The sequence below is a fragment of the Campylobacter sp. RKI_CA19_01122 genome (assembly GCF_025771325.1).
In the GTDB taxonomy this organism is placed as follows: Bacteria; Campylobacterota; Campylobacteria; order Campylobacterales; family Campylobacteraceae; genus Campylobacter_D; species Campylobacter_D lari_D.
In genome coordinates this window covers 65,130-87,661 of record NZ_JAKMPZ010000003.1, presented here as the reverse complement: position 1 = coordinate 87,661, position 22,532 = coordinate 65,130, and the positions used below count along the sequence as shown (strand labels likewise).

Sequence of the window (22,532 nt, the reverse complement as noted above, 5' to 3'; positions counted from 1 at the left end):
TTTTCATGCAAGAAATGATTGATAATCTTAGCACTTATGGTTATTTGATTTTATTTTTTTATTCTTTTGGTGGAGGAATGGTGGCCATACTTGCTGCCGGGGTACTTTGTGCAAGTTCAACTAAACTTGATTTGCATTTGTGTATATTTTTAGCCTTTTTGGCTAATACCATAGGTTCAATCCTATTATTTATTCTAGGAAAATATTATAAAAAAGACATAATGCCTTATTTTAAAAATCATAGAAGAAAAATCGCGCTTGCTATGATAAAAATCAAAAAATATGGAGATTTACTTTTAGTAGTGCAAAAATTTATTTACGGGGTAAAAACTATCATTCCTATAGCAGCAGGCCTTTGCAAATTTAGCTTTGTAAGATTTTTTATCATCAATACCCTAGCTAGTTTAATTTGGGCTATAATACTTGGTTATGCTGGATTTATTTTTGGAAACACCTTAAAGGAGGCTTTTGAAATTTTTTCAAATCATCCTTATATAGCACCTGCCTTTATAATCACTTTAATTTTTATTATATGGTTATACTTATCACGCTTTTCTAAGAAAAAATGAATTTAAAATTCTCTATAGAAGATTCTTATAGAGAATTTTTAATTTTATTATTATGTTTTTTAGCAATTTTTAGCCTAAATCTCATTTATGAGTATAAAAAATACCAAAATTTTAAACTCACAAAACATTTATTGCTTAAAAATAATATCATTATATCTAGCTATCAAAAAACTAATAAAAAAGGTAAAAAATACCAAGTTTTTAAAATTAAAAATTCTGATTTTGTTTTTTACACTACTAGTTTTAAAGATCTAAATTTAAGTAAAAATGATATTATAAATCTTAGGATTATTACTAAAAATATTAACTTTAAAGATTATCTTAGTAAAAATTTTTTTGCGCCAAGTTATGATTTTCATAAAACTAATACTCAAAAAGAAAATATCTTAGTGGAGTATTTTTTAAATCAACATCAAAATGAAAAAATCAAAGAATTTTACGGGGCTTTATTTTTTGCAAAAAATGTATCAAGTGAGCTTAGAAATGATGTAAATTTTTACAATATCGCGCATTTAATTGCTATTAGTGGATATCATTTGGGCTTGTTATTTAGCTTTTGCTTTTTGATTTTTGCTCCTTTATATACCTTTTTTCACAAACGATATTTTCCTTATAGAAGTTTAAAACTTGATATTAGTATTTTTGCTTTCTTGCTTTTAATTTTGTATATATTTTTAATAGACTTTAGCCCTTCTTATATAAGAGCTTTATGTATGAGTATTTTTGCTTTTTATCTATTTAGCAAAAATATTAAAATTTTGAGTTTTAAATTTTTATTCTTAAGTGTAATTTTATGTATAAGCTTATTTCCAAATTTATTATTTAGCGTTGGCTTTTTGTTTTCAAGTTTAGGAGTATTTTATATTTATTTATATTTACATCATTTTAAAGATAATTTTTCAAAAAATTATATTCATATTGTTTTTATAAATTTTTGGACTTTTTTAGCAATGATGATTCCTGTATCATATTTTTTTCCACTTATTAGTTTCCAACAATTTTTAGGTATACCTCTAAGCATATCATTTGCTTTATTTTACCCTATAAGTTTATTACTGCATTTATTATCTTATGGAGATGTATTAGATGAAATATTATTAGCATTATTTGATTTTAAATTAAATAATATATTGTTACACATACCATTAGAAATTTATCTTATTTATATATTTTTATCCTTCATGGCTATTTTTCATCGTTATTTAGCTCTTTTTGTAATTTCTCTTGGTTTTATTCCCTTTATTTTCTTGATTTAAAATCAAATAAACCCTTAAACCCAAAAGATAAATAATCCAAGAAATATAAATCCACAAAAAGAAAAACAATATCACAGAAAAAGAACCATATACATTTAAATAAGTTTTATTATATACAGCATAATATACAAAAATCATCTTAGAAATATACCAAATCACAGAAGCACCAAAAGAACTAATAAGCAAAGTTTTTAAATCACCTTTTTTACTCACTGAACTTGAATAAGATGTAAAAAACAAAGCCCATATAATCACATAAGGTAAAATCTCAAAAAAATTTAAAGCAATATTAAAATCATCTAAGGTTTTTTGTATAAAACCTGAAATGTAAAAACTCACTCCAAGTCCAAGTGGAGTTAATGTTGCCAAAGTCCAATAAGAACTTATACTATGCCAAAGACTTTTAGAGTCTTCTTCTAAAAGCTTATTAATAACATAATCATAACCTGAAAAAAATGCTAAAGAAGTCAAAGCCATAGCTAAAAGACCAATTAAACCAAGATTGACACTATTTTTTAAAAAAGTGTTAATATATTGTGTTATTAATTCTTGTTGAGTTGGGATTAAAAAAGTAAAAATTAAATTTTTAATTCTTTCTTGATACATTTCAAAACTTGGAATTTGAGTAAAAACCCAAAAACATAAAAATAAAAGCGGTATTAAAGATAAAATAGTATAAAAACTCAAAGCTGCAGCATAATTTAAAATTTCTTTATCTCTTATGCTTAAAAGAATTTTTATGAAGTTTTTAAAATTCATCAAAGTCCCATTTTAAAAGGATTAAGTATATTATTTGGATCAAATGCTTTTTTGATATTTCTCATCAAGTCCATTTCAGCTTCACTAAAAGCAAGCTTCATAAAAGGAGCTTTTGAAATGCCTATACCATGCTCCCCACTTAAGGTTCCACCTAAAGAAACTGTAAGCTTAAACACCTCTTCTACAGCTTCGTAACCTTTTTTAACCAACTCAGGATTATTTTTATCACTTACCATTACATTAGTATGCACATTACCATCGCCAGTATGACCAAAACAAGGGATTTTAAAACCATATTTTTTAGAAATTTCAGCTATGCCTTTTAAAAGATCAGGTAGTTTTGAACGCGGCACTGTAATATCTTCATTAAGCTTTAAATTTCCATACATTGCTATACTTTGAGAGCAGTTTCTTCTAGCAAACCAAATATTGGCTGCTTCTTGCTCATCTTTTGCTATTTTAAACTCTCTTACGCCAGATTCATAAAAACTCTCTTGCAAAATTTTTAAATCTGCTTCAATAGCCTCTTCTACATTGCCATCTACATCAGCGATTAAAATCGCACCCGCATCCATAGGTAAGCCTTTTTGGAATTTTTGTTCTAATGCTTGTATGCTTAATTGATCTAAAAATTCCATAGATACAGGAGTCACACCTTTAGCTAAAGTTTTATAAACTGCATTCATTGCTTCATCAATGCTGTTAAAAATCCCCATAGCTGTCTTTTTAAACTTTGGCAAAGCTACTAGTTTTAAAGTAATCTCACTAAGCACAGCCAAAGATCCCTCACTTGCTATTAAAATTCCAGCTAGATTATAACCCGCTACATCTTTTATAGTTTTTTTACCTGCTCTAATGATTTCTCCATTAGGTAAAACAGCTCTTAAAGCCATTACATAATCTTTAGTTATACCATACTTAGCAGCTCTCATACCCCCTGCATTTTCGCTTACATTCCCCCCTAAAGAAGAATACTCCATACTAGCAGGATCAGGTGGATAAAATAAACCATATTCTTTTGCTTTTTCTTGTAAAGCCATATTTATCACACCAGGCTGCACTACTGCAACTAAATTTTCAAGATCAATTTCTAAAATTTTATTCATATGTTTTTCAAAGCTTAACACTACTCCACCATTAATAGCTAAGCTTCCACCGGTAAATCCACTACCTGAGCCCCTAGGAATAACGATGATTTTATTTTCATTACAATATTTTAAAATTTGACTAATATCATTTTCATCTCTTGGAAAAAGCACTCCATCAGGTAAATAATGCTTTTTAGTAGCATCATAACTATACGCTCTTTTGTGGATAGGATCAAAATGAGCATTTTCAACCCCTAAAAGATCTTGAAAAAATTTTTGATGGATTTCTTGCATTATTTTTCTCTAGTTAAGCTAATTAATTTTTCATAATATACATAATAATTTCCAATTGCTTCATCATTTAAGCTAAAAATATCGCTTTTATAACCTGTAATTCTTGAATAAAATGGAATTTGCAAACTTTGAGCTTGAGGTATGTTAAATTCTTCTATCTTGCCAAAATCTTGACAATCAACTATCTCAGCTTTATTTTCTAAAGCTACCACTAAAAGCCCAACAGCATTTTTTGAACAAAAAGATCTAAAATCTGATCTTCTTGGAGTTTGGCGGTATTCTTGTATCATATGAGCACCAAATAAATCAGGATGTAAAAAATAAAGTCCATTTAATTTTTGAGCTATAAAATCATACACATTTTTATCAGGAGCTATAATCAAGGCTCTATCATATAAATAATTTAAAACTATTTTATCGCCTACTTGTGGCAATACATTTGGTAAAGGCATAGCATCTTGAGCTAGCATATCAAAAACTTTAAATTGTAATTTAACTAAGCCATTTTCACGCCCTATCACACTAGCTCTTGCAATAATTGATTTTTGTGTATCAATTTCATGCACAACTATACCACTTGAGTGCAATAAAATTCTAGGATCATCTTTTATATAACCATAAATATCATCTACTTTTTCAAGTTTTGTTTGTATTAAATCAAAATTTTTAGCTTGCAAAAATGCTAAAAAACAACAAAGTATTAAAATAATTCTTGACAACTGATACTCCTTAAAAAAGTGTAAAAATTAAATTATATTGTATTTTCCTTACAAAATTGTAAGAAAAATTAAGTAAAATACAAATTTATGTTTAAATTTTTAGAAGGCTTTAAAATACCATGAAAAAAATTTTCATATCTTTACTTATATCGATAAAACTTTTTGCTATTTCAAGTGTTGAAGAACTTTCTTGGGAGAATGGCAAAACTTTACTTGATTTTTTACAAGATCACTCCATACCTTTGAATTTATACTATAATCTTGATGCTGAAGATAAAGAACTAAGTGCAGAAATTGCAAGTGGTATTAAATACCAAATGTTAAAAGATGATCAAGGAGAATTAGAACAGGTTTTAATCCCAATCAGTGATGATTTACAAATTCATATTTACAAAAATACTGAAAATAAATTCGTATTAAGTTTTACTCCAATTTCTTATACCAAAGAAAAAAGAACTATTCGCGTAGCTATTAACAACTCAGCTTATCAAGATGTTTATGATGAAAGTGGTAGTGTAACCTTAGCAAGAGCTATGGTAAGAGCTTTTAAAAATAGTGTTAATTTTAAAAATGTTAGAAAAGGCGATAGTGTAGTATTAATTTATGAGCAAAAAAGAAGACTAGGAAGACTTTTTGGCGATATTAATATCCAAGCAGCTTTAGCTAATATTAGAGGTAAAGAATATTCTGTATTTTTATATAAAGATTCTTATTATAATGCTCAAGGAAAAGAGCTTGAAAATTTCTTTTTAACTAAACCTGTCAAATATACAAGGATTTCAGATCGTTTTACTAGAGCAAGATACCATCCTATATTAAAACGCTATAGAGCACACCTAGGTATTGACTATGCAGCTCCAACGGGTACTCCAGTTAAAAGTGCAGGAGATGGAACGATTAGCTTTGTTGGGACAAAAGGTGGTTATGGTAAAGTTGTTCAAGTAAAACACATGTCAGGCTATATGACTTTATATGCTCATCTTAGTCGCTTTGCAAAAATCAAACGCGGACAAAAAGTTAAACAAGGACAAGTGATTGCTTATGTAGGCTCTACTGGTATGAGTACTGGACCACATTTGCATTTTGGACTTTATCTAAATAATAAAGCAATTAATCCTGAAACTATAGTTAAAATTCCAAAATCAAGCTTAAGTGGAAAAAACAAAGAAGAATTTTTAAAAATGGCAAAAGAGTATGAAAACCGCTTGCAAAGCATTGATGAAAATTATAAAAATCCACCAAAAGAACAAAATATAGAAAATTCTATGGAGCTTTGAGATGATGAATGATTTTTTAGAAGCACAAGAACTTTTAAAAAATACTTTCAAAGATCAAAGTACCTATGAAATCAATGAAGCCTTAAAAACTATCAAAAGGCATGATGAAGAGCTTTATTTAAAAACTCTTAAATCTTTTGATACTTACACACTTGCAAATGTAGCTACTATAACACCTGAACATATCTTAGAAAATATTTTAGAAAACTTAAGTATTATAAAGATTGCAAAAGCAGTAGAAGAGCTTGAAAGTGATGATGCAACAGACTTAATTAAGCGTTTTGAAGAACTAAATCCACAAAAAACTTTAGCTATTTTAAACCGCTTAAGTTCAGAAGACAAAGAAGAAATTTTACGCCTTAAAAATTATGATGAAAATACCGCTGGTGCTTATATGCAAACAGAAATTTTCACAGCCTCTATTAATGAAAGTATAGAAAAGGCCATTAAAAGATATAGAATTTTAAAGCATTCAGGACAAGTAGATCAAATTTTTCAAGTTTATATCATAGATAAACAAGGAAAACTTTGCAATGCTATCAACCTAAGCGATCTCTTGCTTTGGGATTTTAAACTAAGTTTTGCAGATATTATTAAAAACAACAATGAAAAATATAAATGTTATAGCATTAAAGATCATGAAGATATACAAAAGGCTATTGATATAGTAGAAGATTATGATTTAAGTGTTTTGGCTGTTATAAATGATGATGGAGTGCTTTTGGGTAGAATTACTTATGATGATATTCATGATTTAATCCAAGAAAATGCAACAGAGCAAATTTATAATTTAGCCGGAGTTGATGCAGATGTTGAAGAAGAAAGTGCTTTTAAAGCGGCTAAAGCAAGAGCTTTTTGGCTCATGATTAATCTTACAACTTCATTAATTTCAGCTAATATCATCAGTCTTTTTTCAGGTGAAATAGAACAACTTGTAGCTCTAGCAGTACTTATGCCTATTGTAGCTTCCATGGGAGGTAATACAGGCTCACAAGCCTTAGCAGTAACAGTTAGAAAACTCTCACTCAATGAAGTAGAATTTAAAGATGCTAAAAAAGTTATATTAAGAGAGAGTGGAATTTCTTTATTAAATGGGCTTATATTTGCTAGCGTTATGAGTATTATAGCTTTTATATGGTTTAAAACAGCCCTTTTAGGACTTGTTATAGCTTTGTCAATGCTAATCAATCTAGCCTTAGCCGGTTTTGTAGGCTCTTTTGTGCCATTAACTTTGAAAAAATTTAAAATTGATCCTGCGGTAGGTTCAAGTGTTGTGATTACTGCAATTACTGATGGTTTGGGTTTTTTCAGCTTTTTACTTTTAGCTAAGATGATTTTATTATAAAAAGGAAAATTGTGTCAAGCATTATATATAAAAAACAAAACATAAAACTCACAGGAAATCAACTACAAATTGGCGATAATGCTCCAAAAGTGACTTTAAAAACTAAAAATCTTGCCTCAGTAGAAATAGCACCACCTGGAAAAACTCAAATTTTACTAACTTTTCCTAGCTTAGACACTCAAGTATGCTCCAAACAAGCTAAAGAAACTAACAAAAGATTGGCATCTATAAAAAACATTGAAGTGATTGTTGTTAGCATGGACTTACCTTTTGCTATGGATCGTTTTTGTGCAACTGAAGGAATTGATAATATCATAGTTGCAAGTGATTTTGCCTTTAAAGATTTTGGCACTAATTATGGAGTATTAATACATGATAGTATATTTGCAGGATTATTAGCAAGATCAGCTTTTGTAGTTAAAGATGAAAAAATAATATACAAACAGCTCGTAAAAGAGCTGATGGGAAAAATTGATTTTAAAGATTTAGAGCTTTTTATACAAAACGATTATCGCTATTCTTTAAATTAACCTTCAAAATTGGTAACTATAAAATCTTCTTTTGGAGCTTCAATAAAGCACGATTTTTCTTTTAAGAAAAGCAAATCCACATGCCCTACAGGACCATTTCTATTTTTACCTATAATAAGCTCAGCCTTTTCTTGCACAGGATTTGGCATAAATTTTCTCTCATAGGTTTTGCCTTCATTTTTAGCTTTATTTTCTCTTTCTTTTTCTTCTTGCTCTCTATAAACCTCATCCCTATATACAAATAAAATCGTATCTGCATCTTGCTCTATAGCGCCACTTTCTCTTAAATCACTAAGCATAGGACGCTTATTTGCTCTACTTTCTAATGAACGATTAAGCTGTGAGAGTGCCACTACTGGCATATTTAATTCTCTTGCTAAAAGCTTTAAGCCTCTTGAAATTTCACTCACCTGCAAATGCCTATCATTAAAAGCTGAGTTACTCATCATAAGACCGATGTAATCAACTACACAAAGCTCAATACTCTCATCTTGAGCCTTAATTTTGCGTAAAATTGAACGAATGTCTGCTATACTAGCATAACCGCTATCATAAATATAAAGATTTTTTTGTGCATACTCATTACAAGCATCACCTACCCTACTCCACTCATCATCGTTTAAATCTGCGATTAGAATTTTTTGCAAAGGAATGGAAGTTTTTGCACTGAGTAATCTTTGCATGATTTGCGTAGCAGGCATTTCTAGTGAAAACATCACAACGCCTTTATTTTGTCTTAGTGTTTTTTCTATAAAATTTAAGCAAATTGTAGTTTTTCCCATACCAGGGCGTGCAGCGATGATTACAAGATCGCCGGGTTTAAAGCCTTTTGTCATTTTATTAAGCTCACTAAAGCCTGTATCAAGTCCTAAAATATCTTTGTTTTCAGCTTCTTTTTGCTTTTTAAACTCATCCATAAGTTCAGACATAACCATAGTCATATCTTTAATACTATTACTATTTACACGGTTTGTAAGATTAAAAATCTCTTTGCCTATTTCATCTGAAATTTGAGAAATGCTTTTATCTTCATTAACCCTTGTAGGTATAGTATAAGCAAAATTTAAAAGTTGGCGTCTAATGGACTTTTCTCTTAATTCATAAGCGTATTTGCTCACATCTGCTATGGAAGTAGTAGCTAAAACTTCAGCTAAAATTTGCTCATCTACTTTTTTATGTTTTCTTATAAAACTTGCACTTATAGGCTCACCTGCATTCACACAAGCTAAAATAGCTTTATAAATATCTTGATGAGCTTTGAGCGAAAAATCATTAATTTCAATATCCGAAGAAACACTAAAAAAAGAATCTTCACTATATATACAAGAACTTAAAATCGCCCTTTCAAGATCTAAATCAAAATGCTCATTATTTTGACTCATACACACCCCTAATTATAAATTTGCAAATAAATCAGTTGACAAATATCGCTCGGCTGTATCATTTAACATAGTCAAGACTTTTTTATCAGGGTTTTCTAAAGCAATTTTTCTAGCCATATATACATTTGCACCACTTGAAATTCCTGCCATTATGCCATTTTTACCAAGCTCTAAGGCTGTATTTATAGCATCTTCATTGCTTACACAAACTATCTCATCTATGATTTTTTGATTTAAAATTTTAGGGATAAAATTTGCACCTATACCTTGAATTTTATGGCTTGCAGCGGTATTTTGACTCAAAAGTGGCGAAGATGCGGGTTCTAAGGCTATGATTTTGACATTAGGATTGTGTTCTTTTAAAATTTCTCCTACCCCGCTAATAGTTCCACCTGTGCCAAAACCTGCTAAAAAAATACCAAGATCAGGTAAAGCTTTTAAAATTTCTAAAGCAGTATTTTTTCTATGTGCGTTTTTGTTGTTGATATTTTCAAATTGACTTATCATAAACGAATTTGAAATTTCACTCAAAAGCTCATTAGCTCTATCAAGCGCTCCTTGCATGCCTTTACTTGCTTGAGTAAGTTCTAGCTTTGCACCAAAAAAACTCATCATTTTTCTACGCTCAATACTCATAGACTCAGGCATAGCTATGATAAGTTTAAGCTTTAAGCTTGCACAAATCATCGCTAAAGCTATGCCGGTATTTCCACTTGTAGCTTCTATAATGGTTGTTTCTTGATTGATTTTACCTTCATTTAAAGCTTGTTTTATCATCTCCACAGCCGCTCTATCTTTTATAGAATGACTTGGATTAAAATACTCGCATTTAGCGTAAAGATTTGGAGCAAATTCTTTTAAAGAAATAATCGGGGTATTACCTATACAATCTAAAATATTATTATAAACTGACATTGTTTTCCTTGTAATTTTTTAAAAACAATATCAAAAGAAAATTAATACTTAACTATGAAGAAAAACGCAAAAGTTAGAAACTTTTGCGCAAAGAATTATTTTTTAGCTTTTTTAGCAGTTTTAGCAGCAGCAACTGCGTCTTTAAGGTTTTTACCTACTTTAAATTTAGCAACTTTAGTAGCAGGTACTTTGATAGTAGCACCAGTGCTTGGTACTCTAGCTTCTCTAGCAGCTCTTTCAGCTACAGAAAATGTACCAAAACCAATAAAGCTAATGCTATCACCTTTAGCTAATACATCAGTAATAGTAGCGATTACTGCATCAGTAGCTGCAGTTGCATCTTTTTTAGTTAGCCCAGCAGTTTGAGCAACTTGAGAAATAAAATCTGCTTTAGTCATAAAAAGCTCCTTGATTAAAAATGATTGTTAAGTTTAACACATTTATCAAGCTTTTGCAAGAGGTTTAAACCCAAATCACAAAGAAAAATATGCTAAAAAAATGTTTTTGCTAAATTTATTACCACTTCAGGCTTTAAATCTTTCATACATTTATGGTGTTTTAAAGGGCAGACCTTTTGCATACAAGGCATACAAGCTAAATTTAAATGTGCTATTTTAGCATTTTCTTGCCAAGGCGAGGTTTGACTAAATTTAGTCGAGCCAAAAATAGCCACCGTTTTCACCCCATAAACTGCACCTATATGCATAGGACCACTATCGTTTGTGATGAGCAAATCAAGCATAGAAATATTTTTACATAAAGCATAAATACTAGTTTTGCCACAAAGATTTTTTGATTTGATACCTTCTTTTAGAAAAAAATACTCAATTTCATCACAAATTTCTCTCTCACTTTCTACTCCAAAGATTAAAATTTGATGAGTTGAGCTAAATTCTTTTGCTACCCTTGCAAAATAGCTCGCTTCCCATCTTTTCGCACTTCCAAAATGTGCACCCGGGTTTATACCTAAGATTTTTTGAGTTGATTTTGCTTTTATAGGGAGTTTTAAAGCATTTGAAGTGGCTTTAAAATTTAAGGCTTTTTCTATGAAATTTAAGTATTTTAAGACTTGGTGTTCTTCTTTTAGAATATTTTTATCAAAATAAAATCTTTTTTTTGCTTTGATTAGATTTAAAATGATCTTACTTGAAAATGCCGAGCGAAATGAAAAAGCTAGATCAAATTTACCAAGATTTTTTCTAGCTTTTAAAATTTGCTTATATCTTTGCTTTTTATTTTCTACTAAAATTTGAGCATTTTCAAAGCGTTTAAAAAGCTCTGTGCTCACAAAAGAACCATAAAAAGTAAATTTAGCTTGAGGGTATTTTTCTTTTATAGCATAAATAGCCGCACTAGCCATCACCGCATCGCCAAGCCAAGTAGGAAGGTTGATAAAAATATTCATAATTTTCCTTAAAAATAAAAGCTATAATTATATCATCACTTTATTTAAAGAGCTAAAATGAGTCAAATTTCCATCATACTACCAACTTATAATGTAGAAAAATATATAGCTAGAGCATTAGAAAGTTGTATAAACCAAACTTTTAAAGATATAGAAATCATTGTAGTAGATGATTGCGGTAATGATAAAAGTGTAGATATAGCTAAAGAATATGCTAGTAAAGATGATAGGATAAAAATCATACATAATGAAGAGAATTTAGGAACTTTTGCTAGTAGAAATATAGGTGTATTAAATTCAAGCTCACCCTATATAATGTTTTTAGATCCTGATGATTATTTAGAGCTTAATGCTTGTGAAGTTGGGCTTGAAAAAATCAAAAATGTAGATATGGTAGTGTTTGATGCATATGTACATAGGGTGAAATTTAAGAAATTTTATAGATTTAAACAAGATGGGCTTTTTAACAAAGATGAATTTTTGGAATTTTTACTTAAACAGAAACATTTTTGCTGGAGTGTTTGGGCAAAAGTATATAGGAAAAATTTGATTTTAAAAAGTTTTGAGTATGTTGATTTTAAAGAAAAACTTTGTTATGGAGAAGATGTGCTTTTTAACTATATAATTTTTATGCTAAGTGAGAGCTTTTTTGTATCGCAAGAATGTACATACCGCTATGAATTTAATGAAAATGGTAGATATGAAAACAAAAATAAAGAAATTTTATGGCAAAATTACGAGCATAAAAAGCAAAGTTTAAAATACATTAAAAAATTAGCTAATATTTTTCAATATAAGCATTTTAATGAAAAAATATTAGAAGTTTTAGAAAAAGAAATTTTAGGATTAGAAAGTAGAGTTTGGAAAAAGTAAAAGTTTTTATCATCAATCTAGAACGCTCAGAAGATAGAAAAAATTTTATGCAAGAACAAATTCAAAAACTCTTCGCGTGTAATCCAAATTTAAAAAATCAACTAGAATTTGAATTTTTTAAAGCCATCGATGGTTCTAAAAATGAGCATTTGCAGTTTAAAAGTCACTTCCCATGGTGGTGTCAATTTGTACTTGGGCGTGAACTTAGCGATAGTGAAAAATCATGCTTTGCATCTCATTATAGTTTATGGAAAAAATGTCAAGAACTTAATAGCCCTATCATCATTTTAGAAGATGATGTCATCTTTAGCGATGAGTTTTTAAACAACTCAAATATCATTGAAAAATTACTAAATAGCAATTATGAATACATAAGATTTTATTATCTTTTTGATAAAAAAATACACCATTTAAATAATAATTTTTATATAAGTTACGAGAATACTGGTGGCACGCAAGGATATTTTATACACCCAAATGCTGTAAAAAAGTTTATTAAAAAAGCGAGATATTGGTTTAAGCCTGTAGATGATTATATGGATATGTATTATTATAATAAAATACAAAACATTATATATAAACCATTTTTGCTTGACTTAAATCATGTAGAAACTACCATAACACAAAGAAAAAAGAAACTTAGCATACCATCTAAAATTATAAGAGAAATTATAAGATTTTATTTTTCAACTTTAAAAATTATTTATAAATAAAAAATTCTTTGCTTTTAAATGTGCAACTTGCAAGTGATAATTATTAGATTTCTACCAAATAATAAAAACAATCATTCTAAAGCAAAATTATTATATGTATTTATAATTCTATCTTTATTTAACAATTTCTCATCAATCCTTGAATTTATAAGGTAAGAAAATTGATCTTTAAAATCACTTAACAATATCCAATCATTTCGAATTTTTAATTTCCTATGCTGCTTTACAAATGGAAAATGCCAATTGGTTAATTCTGTATGATATATAATATGTTTTTTAAGTCTTAATATTTCATAAGATGATAAAGATTGATATTTGTATTTTTCTTTTTGTGGAATTTCCTTCCATTCGAAACTATCTCCTAAAATAAGCACTTCTTCCCACTGCAATTGTATATTTTTAACAAGCCAATGATCGGCAACATCTATATAATAATTAGGTACTATATAAACTTTATTTTCACAAATAGCAAAATTCATTCTTGCTATACTAACCACATCGTTATCTTTTTTGGGTATATAAAAACTTTTATATAATTTTTTAGCATCATAAATATGATCTACATCTATTTTTACAAGCCATTCTCCTTGAGGAATAAAACTTGCAACATAATTATAATAACTATAAAGTTTATTTTCTTCACTTTGAGGATTTTCAATTTGTACTTCATAAGGGTATTTTACTGGTATAAAAGAAGGGTATTGTTTACAAAATTCCAAAATAATTTCTTCACTTCCATCAGTACAATCATTATATCCTATAACGCCTCTTTGTATTGCAGGCAATATACTTTCTAATGAAGCTCTTAAAGTAATAGCTTCATTTTTGACTCTTATAAAAGCCCAAGGATTTAAAGAAGATTTTGTATCTTTTGAGTTTGGATCAAAGTCAAAATAACCATTATGCCCCCCCCCCATTAATGGTTTTATTAATTTTATAAAAATACTTATTATTGTATGTTTTTATTTTATTTAAAATATTTTTGGGTAACTTAAAATCAGTTTTTTGTAAAGATATGGTTTTATTGTTTAAATTATATCTTATCTTTTTTCTTATAGATTTTATTGGTATAAATATAAGCAATAAATTTATAAATATTTTTCTAAATTTCATATTTTTTAATGTTTCCTTATACATAATAAAATAAAAAGAAAGTATATATGAATAATCCTTTAATTACAATTATCATCCCAATATATAATGTAGCACCTTATTTAAGAGAATGTTTAGATAGCGTAATAAATCAAACTTATAAAGATCTAGATATTATTTTAGTAGATGATGGAAGCTTGGATATGTCTTTGGAATATTTGAATAAAGATGAAAGAATATTTTTAATCTCCAAAGAAAATTGGGGATTAAGTTCTGTAAGAAATATGGGATTAGAATTTATAAAAGGAACTAAATTAAGAGATTTTTTTTGAAAACGAAGAAAATATTATCAGTTATGAAAAATCAAATAATTTTAAAATAGTATAAAAGAGCTCGTAAAAGAATAAAAAAACTTTACCAAACTTAGTAAAAATATAGTCCAAACAAAGTTAAAAAACATTAATGATTTTATCATTCAAGATTTACCTGATGATATTATTCATTTTTTTAGATTCTGTGATTATTTAAAGCTTAATACATACGAGCTTAGGTTTGAGAAAATTAAAAATATTGATATGAAAACAAAAATAAAGAAATTTTATGGCAAAATTACAAACATAATTAATAAAATACATAAATAAATTTTATTTGTTTTTTAAGTTAATATAAAAATCTTTAAAAAATAAAAGGAGATTTTTGGATAATAATCTAATAAAAGACTTTCAAAGAAAACAAAAATGCATTTTTATACATATACCAAAAACAGCAGGAACAAGCATAGAAAAAGCTATTTTTCAAACAGGTAAATGGCTTAGTGGACACATTAAAGCTCAAGATTACATACAAAGTGATCCCAAAGAATTTAAAAATATTTTTTCATTTGGATTTGTAAGAAATCCACATGATAGACTTGTTTCTGCTTTTTTCTATCTTAAAAAAGGAGGTGGTAACATAGAAGATTTGCAATGGTCACAAGAACATATGCGAAAATACAGCTCATTTGAGCAGTTTGTTTTAGATCTAGAAAATATAAAAATTAGAAATAAAATTTTTAATTGGATTCATTTTATCCCTCAATATTGTTTTCTTCGCGATAATCAAAAAAATATATTGGTCGATTTTATAGGAAAAGTAAAAAATATTCACAATAATTTTCAATTTGTTTTATCAAAATTAAATATAAAAAGAACATTAACAATATCCAATCCAAGTAGCCATCGACATTATTTATCATATTACAACAAGACAACTTATAAAATTGTCTACAAGCTTTATCAATACAATTATAAATTATTTAACTATAACTCCGAAGAAGAAAAAATAAAAGAAGATTTTTCTTTTTTCTTTAAAGTTCAATTATTCCTAAAAAAAATATGCCATAATTTAAAATTTTACTTTCATCATCCTAAAAAAAATTTTCAGGATAGAACATGAGTCAAATTTCCATCATACTACCAACTTATAATGTAGAAAAATATATAGCTAGAGCATTAGAAAGTTGTATAAACCAAACTTTTAAAGATATAGAAATCATTGTAGTAGATGATTGCGGTAATGATAAAAGTGTAGATATAGCTAAAGAATATGCTAGTAAAGATGATAGGATAAAAATCATACATAATGAAGAGAATTTAGGAACTTTTGCTAGTAGAAATATAGGTGTATTAAATTCAAGCTCACCCTATATAATGTTTTTAGATCCTGATGATTATTTAGAGCTTAATGCTTGTGAAGAATGTGTTAAAATTTTAAACAAAAATGATAAAATAGATTTAATATGGTTTGATTTTTTATATCGTTTCAATAACACTGTAGTAAAAAATAAAATCTTACAAGATAATATTTTTTCTATTAATGAATACTGTCGATATGTAATATCACACGACGGTTTATGCTATTGGACTCTTTGCTCAAAAATAATAAAAAAAGAAATCTACACAAAAGCAATGACTCTTTTAGAATATATTAAAACAAAATTAACCATGGCAGAAGATGCTTTAATGTATTTTTTTATCATACAACATTGTAAAAACATCCAAACAAGCTCTCTTAATATATATTATTATTATCAAAACAGCACAGGTTCCATGCTAACAAATAATAAAGAAAGAATTCAAAGCTATATAAAACAAGAAACACAAATCATAAAAATAATGAACAATTATCTAAAAAACAATAAGCTCGACACTCTTTTATGTATTTTCCTTACTATTCTAATACAGAATATCAAATTTGGACAAAACGAAAGAAAAATACAACTATATAAAAAAAATTATCTAACCTACTTAGTATACTTCAAATTACCCTTAAAAATAAATAGAAAAAGAATTATACTCTTAAAAAAATATCTAAAATTTATCTTTAATAAAAAGTTTTATCAATGAAAACAACACTTTCCATCATCATACCAATATACAATGTGGTACCTTATTTAAGAGAATGTTTAGATAGCGTAATAAATCAAACGTATAAAAATTTAGATATTATTTTAGTGGATGATGGAAGTGATGATGAAAGCTTAGATATAGCTTTAGAATATCTCAATAAAGATGAAAGAATATTTTTAATCTCTAAGGAAAATGGAGGATTGAGTTCGGCAAGAAATATGGGATTAGAATTTATAAAAGGAACTAAACTTAGAAGCTTTTTTGAAGATAATAAAGAACAAGATATAATCTCTTTTACCTCAACTCATACCTTTGACAAAAATACAAAAATAATCAGCAAAAAAGCTATAAAATCAAATTTTATACAAATTCAAAAAAGATACATAAAAACAAATATAGAAAATATAAATGATTTATTAGTGCAAGAGCTACCAAATTCTATAATTCACTTTTTAGATTCAGATGATTATTTTTTAAATGATTGTATAGAGCTTTGCGTGAAAGAAATGATTGAAAAAGATTTGGATATTTGTACGCATGGGTTTGAAGAATATCATGAAAAAAATTCTTGTTTTTTAAAAAAACCACCAACAGACCTAATGCAAAAAAGTAAAAAAATATTTTTTAATACCGGTATAGAACTATTGCAAGAAAATAACTTTTTTCAGTTTTATTTTGCTTGGCAAGGAACTTTTAAAGCTAAAATTTTAAATCAATATAATCTTCGTTTCACACATGGAATTTATCATGAAGATCATGATTTTGGAACTATATTGTTTTGCTTGGCAAAAAAAGTTTTTTATATCAATACAACCTTAATGATATATAGAATTAGAAAAGGCTCCATAACAAATATCCAAAATACTTTAATACCGCAAAAATTACCTAAATATCTAGAGCCACTAAAAGAGCATTTTAGTGATTATAAAGAGCTTAGAGAATATTTTAGAATTTATTGTCTTGTTAAAATAGCGAAACAATTATATATTTTTAATATTGATATTAAAAATGATTTTTTTAAAAAAAGCATCAAAGATTATTGTATGTATTATTTTAATATGCAAATAGCTAAAGATCCTCTAAAAATCAAAAAAGAAATTATTTTTTTTAAAAAAAATATTGAAATTTATAAAAAATACCTGAAATTCAAAATGATTATTCGTCATCCTAAAAAAATTTTTCAGGATAGAACATGAGTCAAATTTCCATCATACTACCAACTTATAATGTAGAAAAATATATAGCTAGAGCATTAGAAAGTTGTATAAACCAAACTTTTAAAGATATAGAAATCATTATAGTAGATGATTGCGGTAATGATAAAAGTATAGATATAGCTAAAGAATATGCTAGTAAAGATGATAGGATAAAAATCATACATAATGAAGAGAATTTGAAACTTTTAAGAGCAAGATATGAAGGTGTTAAAGTAGCAGCTTCACCTTATATTATGTTTTTAGATCCTGATGATTATTTAGAGCTTAATGCTTGTGAAGAATGTGTTAAAATTTTAGATAAACAAAAAGTTGATTTAATATGTTTCAATTATTACGAATGCGATGATTATAAAAAAGAATGGAATTTTTTTGAAAGTGCATTTTATAATAATGAAAATTTTTGCTATTTTTTATTTTCAAGGTATCCTAAATTTAGTTGGAATATTTTCAATAAAATATTGAAAAAAGAGTTATATCTTAAAGCTTTTAATACAATTAGTCTTCAACCAAATGAAAAAAATACTATGGCTGAAGATTTTTTATTGGTTTTACATAGCCTAAAATTTATAAATGCAATTGGTATCACAAAACAATATTTATATAATTATAATATTTCAAATGAAAATTCATCAACTAGGGAAAAAAAAGATCTTAATAAAATTAAATCTTATATCCATGACTTATCTTTTGTTTCAGAAAAAATTTCAAGTCTTACTCAAAATCAAACAAATAAACTTCATTCACTGATTTTTAAAATCGCTATATACGATCTAAACATCCATAAAATAGATTTAACATATAAATACACAAATAAAAATTTTTTTGAAAAAATTTTCCTTAAAATACAAAGAAAAAAAATTAAAATTAAAAAAAATATCCAAATAAAAAATGCTAAAAATATCCTAAAGGAAGCAAATGTATCACATTGTTTTTAGTGCAGATGAAAATTATATTAAATACACAGCTGTTTTGATTACAAGTATTATTAAAAATACAGATAAAAATAAATTTTATCAAGAAAACGAAATATATTATTTTCATATTTTAAGTAATTCTATTAGCAATCATACTAAAAATAAACTTCAAAAATTAGAACAAGAACTTAATTTAACTTTCCCATGTAAAATACAAATTCATATTCAAAACGATGATAATTTTAAACATTATCCTATCAGTGGAGCTGCTCATAGCTCAAAACTTCCTTATTATAGATTAAAATTAAATTCTATATTAGATGATGAAATAAATACTTGTTTATATTTAGATTCTGATATGCTATGTTTGTGTGATATAAGAGAAATTTTTACTATCAACTTAGAAGGAAAAATAGCCGGTGTTGTAGGCGATCCTGGCTCTAAACGTACAAAAATAAAATTTAAAGAAAACAACCAAAAACACACTTTGCATTTTGATGAAAATTATTTTAATTCAGGTTTTTTACTTATCAATCTAAAAGAATGGAAAAAACACAATATAGAACAAAAATGCGAGGATTTAGCTAGCAAATGCTACTACATAAAAGCCGCAGATCAAGACTTACTTAATGCCACCATAAAACCACAATATCAGCTAAAGCTTAATTTTTCATATAATTTCAATATTATTACTCTTTTTTATGCTATATGTAAAGATGAACAAGCAAATAGACTTAACTACACAAGAGATGAATTTACCAAAAGTGCAAAAACACCTAAAATTTTACATTATGGAGAAAAACCTTGGAAATTTTTAAAATCATACACAGATTTGCAAGGTAAAAATATAAATGATTATTGGTGGCAAATAGCAGAAAAAACACCTATTTTTAATGAAGAATTACTTGAACAAAAAGCAAACATTAAAGATTATTTGCTTTATAGTGCTTTGGGATTTGAGCTTTTAAAAGCTATAAAAAGTTTTAATTTTGCAAAAATATCATCTTTAATACATAATACCAAGCAAGATGAGTATTTTTTAGAAAAATCACAAAAGATTAATGATGATATTTTTGGACTTTGTTGCATGCTCGGAGAAAGTATTTTATATGCAAGAAAAAACCAAAAAAACACTTTCAGTGTTTTTTTAAAAGCTATCAAAATGCTCAAAAATTTTAAAAAATACGCAAACAAATCAAGAGTTTAACAACTCTTGCCATTTTTGCATAACTTTTTCTTTAGAGAAGTTATAAGAAATATTTTCTTTTGCACTTTGTCCCATTTGTTTTCTTAATTTTTCATCATCCATAAGTAAACAAAGCTTATTTGCAAATTCTTGCAAATTACTATCCTCGATTAAATATCCACTTTTACCATTTTCTATAATATCACTTGGTCCTGTATTTATGTCAAAGGCAATGCTAGGAATTTGATAATTTGCACTTTCTATTAAAACCATTCCAAAACCTTCCCATTTGCTTGTCATTACATAAACGCTAGCATTTAAATATTCTTTTTCTATGTCTTTAGTAAAAGGTTTTAAGATAATTGAATTTTCTAAATTATTTTCTTTTATTTTATTTTCTATAGTATTTTTAAACTCACCTTCTCCAACTATAGTTAAAGTCCATTCTTTGTATTTTACATTTTTTTGCACAAGCTTCCAAATTTCAATAAGTCTTAAAAACCCTTTCTGATCCTCTAAAGCCATTCTTCCAACACTTAAAATATTTTTAATCTGTAGTTTCCCTTGCAATGAAGTTTTAGAGTATAAAAAATTTGGTATAACCCAAACATTCTTATGATATTTTCTCCACTGATTAATTTGCTTGGCTGATAATACCACTAAAGCATCAAAATAATTATTTTTTCTTCTATATTTTTTTAGACTCATATGAATAAAATTAATATATTTTGTATTTTTATTTTTAAAGAAAGGAAAATGAGGACAATTATTAAAAATCATCACATCAGCATCTTTATATCTTTGTTTTAACAAAAAACACTCATAATGCTTGTAATATAACTTATAAAATAATCTTTCTTTTTTTACATCAGCTCTTGATTTGCTATGCAAGTAATCTATTTTAATATTGTCATTTAATTCATAAGCTACATCAACTCCTTGTTTGTAAAAACTAAAAATTTTTACATCATATCCAAGCTCAAAAAGTGCATTTGCCAAATTTACAACAACCCTTTCAGCACCACCTCCTATAGTGATATCCCCAATAAGTAATAAAATTTTCATTTCCAAGTCACTTTTTTATTTTTTATAGTTTCAAGATAAATTTGATGATTGATTTCAAGCATATTTTTGCTATTTTCTTCATGGTAGATATGATAAGCCAGAGCATTAAATTTAAGCCTTTTAAACACTCCCTCATTAAATAAAAATCTCGCTACAAACTCGCTATCTTCCCTACCCCAGCCTATAAATTTTTCATTAAATCCCTCAATGGCTTCAAAATCACTTTTATAAAAGCTCATATTGCAGCCTCTTATACCTTTAATAAGTTGTGATTTTTTAAAAAATTTCTTAGCTAGTTTTGAAAATTTATATATACATTTAGCTAAAAAAATATTTCTTTGATTTTTAAAACCCTTTTTATTAAAAGCCAAACTAAAATCATTTTTGCTTAAAAGTTCTTTGCTTTCTTTTTCATTTAAAATCACCCTAGAACCTTGCAAAAATACTTTTTTTTGTGCAAATTTCAAATGATCAGCTACAAAACTTTTTTCTAAAACCATATCTCCATCTATAACGATTATATATTCGCTTTTAGAAGCTTTAATAGCTTTGTTTCTAATCTCACTTAGTCTAAACCCCTCATCTTCTTGCCAAATATGCTTTAACTTACAAGGAAAATCTTTCTGATAAGCTTGTATAAGTTTAGCCGTATCTTCCCTGCTTCCATCATCAGCTATTAAAACCTCATCTGGTAAAGGCTCTAAGTTTTTAACGCTATCAAGCACCAAAGCAAGTCTTTCTTTTTGATTATAGGTTGTGATGATTAAAGCACAAGTTTTTGGCTTTTGCTTTTTTAACTCATATAATTTCATATATTTAAAAAAAGCTCCAAGACCATTGCAAGTACTTATGATAAAGCCTTTATAACCATAAAAAATTCCCTTTTTTAAAGCATAATTTCTAAAAAAAGTCCAAATTCCTCTTAGCAAAGCCTTGCAAACACTACTTTCTTTATGTAAATTTTGCAAAGCCCAAAGCTTAGAATATTTTTGAAGCTTATCTAACAAACTATCGATATCATCAAACGCAAAATGCCTCAAACCATTTTGCAACTTAATCTTTTTGCTATCTTCATGTAAAATTAAACTCTCATGCACTAAATTTTCATTAAAATTAGTATGGGTTTTATTAAACACCCGCATTACATGATCGGGCCACCACCCACAAGCTTTAATCCACTCTCCATTATATAAATTTTCTCTTGGTAAGGCTATAATATCTTCTTTATTAGGCTCAATTTGCCCTAATTCTTGTAAAAATTCTTTCTTAGCAAGCTCATCTGCGTCAATATTAAAAATCCAATCATTGCTAGCATAACTTATGGCTAAATTTTTCAAAGGTCCAAAACCTATAAATTTATGCTGATAAATCTTGATATTTTTATAACTTTTACTAAACTCATAAGCAATTTTTAAAGTATCATCATTGCTATCATTTTCTATCAAAACTATCTCGCCAAATTCTTGCAAAGATTCCAAGCAAGCTTTTAAAGTTTTTTGAGCATTTTTAACAATTATTATCACACTAATTTGCTTTAAATCCATTT

At 27.2% G+C, this 22,532-nt stretch carries 21 protein-coding genes and 2 pseudogenes; 13 read left to right on the top strand and 10 right to left on the bottom strand.

The annotated features are described in order from the left end of the window. Positions 1 to 5 precede the first annotated feature (5 nt). Both L8U37_RS02645 and L8U37_RS02640 read left to right on the top strand, forming a co-directional pair. On the top strand, positions 6 to 569 hold the full coding sequence (locus L8U37_RS02645) for a DedA family protein (protein WP_263728521.1): 564 nt from the start codon (positions 6 to 8) through the stop codon (positions 567 to 569). Continuing rightward, positions 566 to 1,825 carry a ComEC/Rec2 family competence protein gene (locus tag L8U37_RS02640; protein ID WP_263728520.1) on the top strand — a complete coding sequence of 420 codons (1,260 nt, stop codon included), beginning with the start codon at positions 566 to 568 and terminating at the stop codon, positions 1,823 to 1,825. Before L8U37_RS02645 ends, L8U37_RS02640 begins: the two co-directional genes overlap by 4 nt. Here L8U37_RS02640 and L8U37_RS02635 read toward each other — a convergent pair. From L8U37_RS02635 to L8U37_RS02625, 3 genes are read right to left on the bottom strand one after another with little or no spacing between them, the layout of a single operon-like run. Beyond that, positions 1,772 to 2,584 (bottom strand): YihY/virulence factor BrkB family protein, encoded by an 813-nt coding sequence (locus tag L8U37_RS02635; protein ID WP_133319705.1) that lies wholly within the window; start codon positions 2,582 to 2,584, stop codon positions 1,772 to 1,774. The two genes, L8U37_RS02640 and L8U37_RS02635, sit on opposite strands and share 54 nt — an antisense overlap. Next, the gene (locus L8U37_RS02630) at positions 2,584 to 3,966 is read right to left on the bottom strand and encodes an FAD-linked oxidase C-terminal domain-containing protein (protein WP_133319706.1); all 1,383 of its coding nucleotides are present in this window, start codon (positions 3,964 to 3,966) and stop codon (positions 2,584 to 2,586) included. The genes L8U37_RS02635 and L8U37_RS02630 overlap by 1 nt, the downstream gene beginning before the upstream one ends. Continuing rightward, on the bottom strand, positions 3,966 to 4,676 hold the full coding sequence (locus tag L8U37_RS02625; protein ID WP_375154839.1) for a plasminogen-binding N-terminal domain-containing protein: 711 nt from the start codon (positions 4,674 to 4,676) through the stop codon (positions 3,966 to 3,968). Before L8U37_RS02625 ends, L8U37_RS02630 begins: the two co-directional genes overlap by 1 nt. 128 nt (positions 4,677 to 4,804) lie before the next feature. Here L8U37_RS02625 and L8U37_RS02620 point away from each other — a divergent pair, with 128 nt between their 5' ends. From L8U37_RS02620 to tpx, 3 genes are read left to right on the top strand one after another with little or no spacing between them, the layout of a single operon-like run. Then, entirely contained in the window at positions 4,805 to 5,962 is a 1,158-nt protein-coding gene (locus L8U37_RS02620; protein WP_133319708.1) for a M23 family metallopeptidase, read from the top strand. Between the two features lies 1 nt (position 5,963). Continuing rightward, positions 5,964 to 7,307, top strand: a complete 1,344-nt coding sequence (gene mgtE / locus L8U37_RS02615; protein WP_263728519.1) for a magnesium transporter — start codon at positions 5,964 to 5,966, stop codon at positions 7,305 to 7,307. Between the two features lie 11 nt (positions 7,308 to 7,318). Continuing rightward, positions 7,319 to 7,837 carry a thiol peroxidase gene (gene tpx, locus L8U37_RS02610; RefSeq protein ID WP_263671168.1) on the top strand — a complete coding sequence of 173 codons (519 nt, stop codon included), beginning with the start codon at positions 7,319 to 7,321 and terminating at the stop codon, positions 7,835 to 7,837. On the opposite strand, the gene L8U37_RS02605 is transcribed toward tpx, so the two are convergent. The 4 genes from L8U37_RS02605 to waaF form a co-directional block, all read right to left on the bottom strand. Next, positions 7,834 to 9,219 (bottom strand): replicative DNA helicase, encoded by a 1,386-nt coding sequence (locus L8U37_RS02605; RefSeq protein ID WP_263728518.1) that lies wholly within the window; start codon positions 9,217 to 9,219, stop codon positions 7,834 to 7,836. The two genes, tpx and L8U37_RS02605, sit on opposite strands and share 4 nt — an antisense overlap. Positions 9,220 to 9,231: 12 nt before the next feature. Further along, on the bottom strand, positions 9,232 to 10,134 hold the full coding sequence (gene cysK, locus L8U37_RS02600) for a cysteine synthase A (protein WP_263728516.1): 903 nt from the start codon (positions 10,132 to 10,134) through the stop codon (positions 9,232 to 9,234). Between the two features lie 95 nt (positions 10,135 to 10,229). Then, on the bottom strand, positions 10,230 to 10,532 hold the full coding sequence (locus L8U37_RS02595) for an HU family DNA-binding protein (RefSeq protein WP_039619003.1): 303 nt from the start codon (positions 10,530 to 10,532) through the stop codon (positions 10,230 to 10,232). A gap of 92 nt (positions 10,533 to 10,624) precedes the next feature. Further along, positions 10,625 to 11,539, bottom strand: a complete 915-nt coding sequence (gene waaF, locus L8U37_RS02590) for a lipopolysaccharide heptosyltransferase II (protein WP_263728514.1) — start codon at positions 11,537 to 11,539, stop codon at positions 10,625 to 10,627. A gap of 57 nt (positions 11,540 to 11,596) precedes the next feature. On the opposite strand from waaF, the gene L8U37_RS02585 reads away from it, so the two are divergent. Together L8U37_RS02585 and L8U37_RS02580 are read left to right on the top strand one after the other, a co-directional pair. Further along, the gene (locus L8U37_RS02585; protein WP_263728513.1) at positions 11,597 to 12,412 is read left to right on the top strand and encodes a glycosyltransferase family 2 protein; all 816 of its coding nucleotides are present in this window, start codon (positions 11,597 to 11,599) and stop codon (positions 12,410 to 12,412) included. After that, positions 12,400 to 13,125, top strand: a complete 726-nt coding sequence (locus L8U37_RS02580; RefSeq protein WP_263728512.1) for a glycosyltransferase family 25 protein — start codon at positions 12,400 to 12,402, stop codon at positions 13,123 to 13,125. Before L8U37_RS02585 ends, L8U37_RS02580 begins: the two co-directional genes overlap by 13 nt. A gap of 71 nt (positions 13,126 to 13,196) precedes the next feature. Here the strand turns inward: L8U37_RS02580 and L8U37_RS02575 are convergent. After that, a pseudogene (locus tag L8U37_RS02575) lies at positions 13,197 to 14,238 on the bottom strand (beta-1,4-N-acetylgalactosaminyltransferase). A gap of 47 nt (positions 14,239 to 14,285) precedes the next feature. Here L8U37_RS02575 and L8U37_RS02565 point away from each other — a divergent pair. From L8U37_RS02565 to L8U37_RS02540, 6 genes and pseudogenes are all read left to right on the top strand, one after another. Then, positions 14,286 to 14,525 (top strand): annotated as a pseudogene (locus L8U37_RS02565) (glycosyltransferase family A protein); the annotation flags it as partial. A 388-nt stretch (positions 14,526 to 14,913) separates the two neighbouring features. After that, positions 14,914 to 15,651, top strand: a complete 738-nt coding sequence (locus L8U37_RS02560) for a sulfotransferase family protein (RefSeq protein ID WP_263728509.1) — start codon at positions 14,914 to 14,916, stop codon at positions 15,649 to 15,651. After that, positions 15,648 to 16,601 (top strand): glycosyltransferase family 2 protein, encoded by a 954-nt coding sequence (locus tag L8U37_RS08125; RefSeq protein WP_318529648.1) that lies wholly within the window; start codon positions 15,648 to 15,650, stop codon positions 16,599 to 16,601. The genes L8U37_RS02560 and L8U37_RS08125 overlap by 4 nt, the downstream gene beginning before the upstream one ends. Then, positions 16,598 to 17,800 carry a glycosyltransferase family 2 protein gene (locus L8U37_RS02550; protein WP_263728507.1) on the top strand — a complete coding sequence of 401 codons (1,203 nt, stop codon included), beginning with the start codon at positions 16,598 to 16,600 and terminating at the stop codon, positions 17,798 to 17,800. The genes L8U37_RS08125 and L8U37_RS02550 overlap by 4 nt, the downstream gene beginning before the upstream one ends. Next, complete coding sequence (locus tag L8U37_RS02545) at positions 17,797 to 18,756, top strand: glycosyltransferase family 2 protein (RefSeq protein WP_220567212.1); 960 nt, start codon at positions 17,797 to 17,799, stop codon at positions 18,754 to 18,756. The genes L8U37_RS02550 and L8U37_RS02545 overlap by 4 nt, the downstream gene beginning before the upstream one ends. Continuing rightward, entirely contained in the window at positions 18,737 to 19,942 is a 1,206-nt protein-coding gene (locus L8U37_RS02540; protein ID WP_220567213.1) for a glycosyltransferase family 8 protein, read from the top strand. The genes L8U37_RS02545 and L8U37_RS02540 overlap by 20 nt, the downstream gene beginning before the upstream one ends. Here L8U37_RS02540 and L8U37_RS02535 read toward each other — a convergent pair. Both L8U37_RS02535 and L8U37_RS02530 read right to left on the bottom strand, forming a co-directional pair. After that, positions 19,931 to 20,986 (bottom strand): glycosyltransferase family 4 protein, encoded by a 1,056-nt coding sequence (locus L8U37_RS02535; protein ID WP_263728506.1) that lies wholly within the window; start codon positions 20,984 to 20,986, stop codon positions 19,931 to 19,933. The two genes, L8U37_RS02540 and L8U37_RS02535, sit on opposite strands and share 12 nt — an antisense overlap. Further along, positions 20,983 to 22,530 (bottom strand): glycosyltransferase family 2 protein, encoded by a 1,548-nt coding sequence (locus tag L8U37_RS02530; RefSeq protein WP_263728505.1) that lies wholly within the window; start codon positions 22,528 to 22,530, stop codon positions 20,983 to 20,985. Before L8U37_RS02530 ends, L8U37_RS02535 begins: the two co-directional genes overlap by 4 nt. Positions 22,531 to 22,532 lie beyond the last annotated feature (2 nt).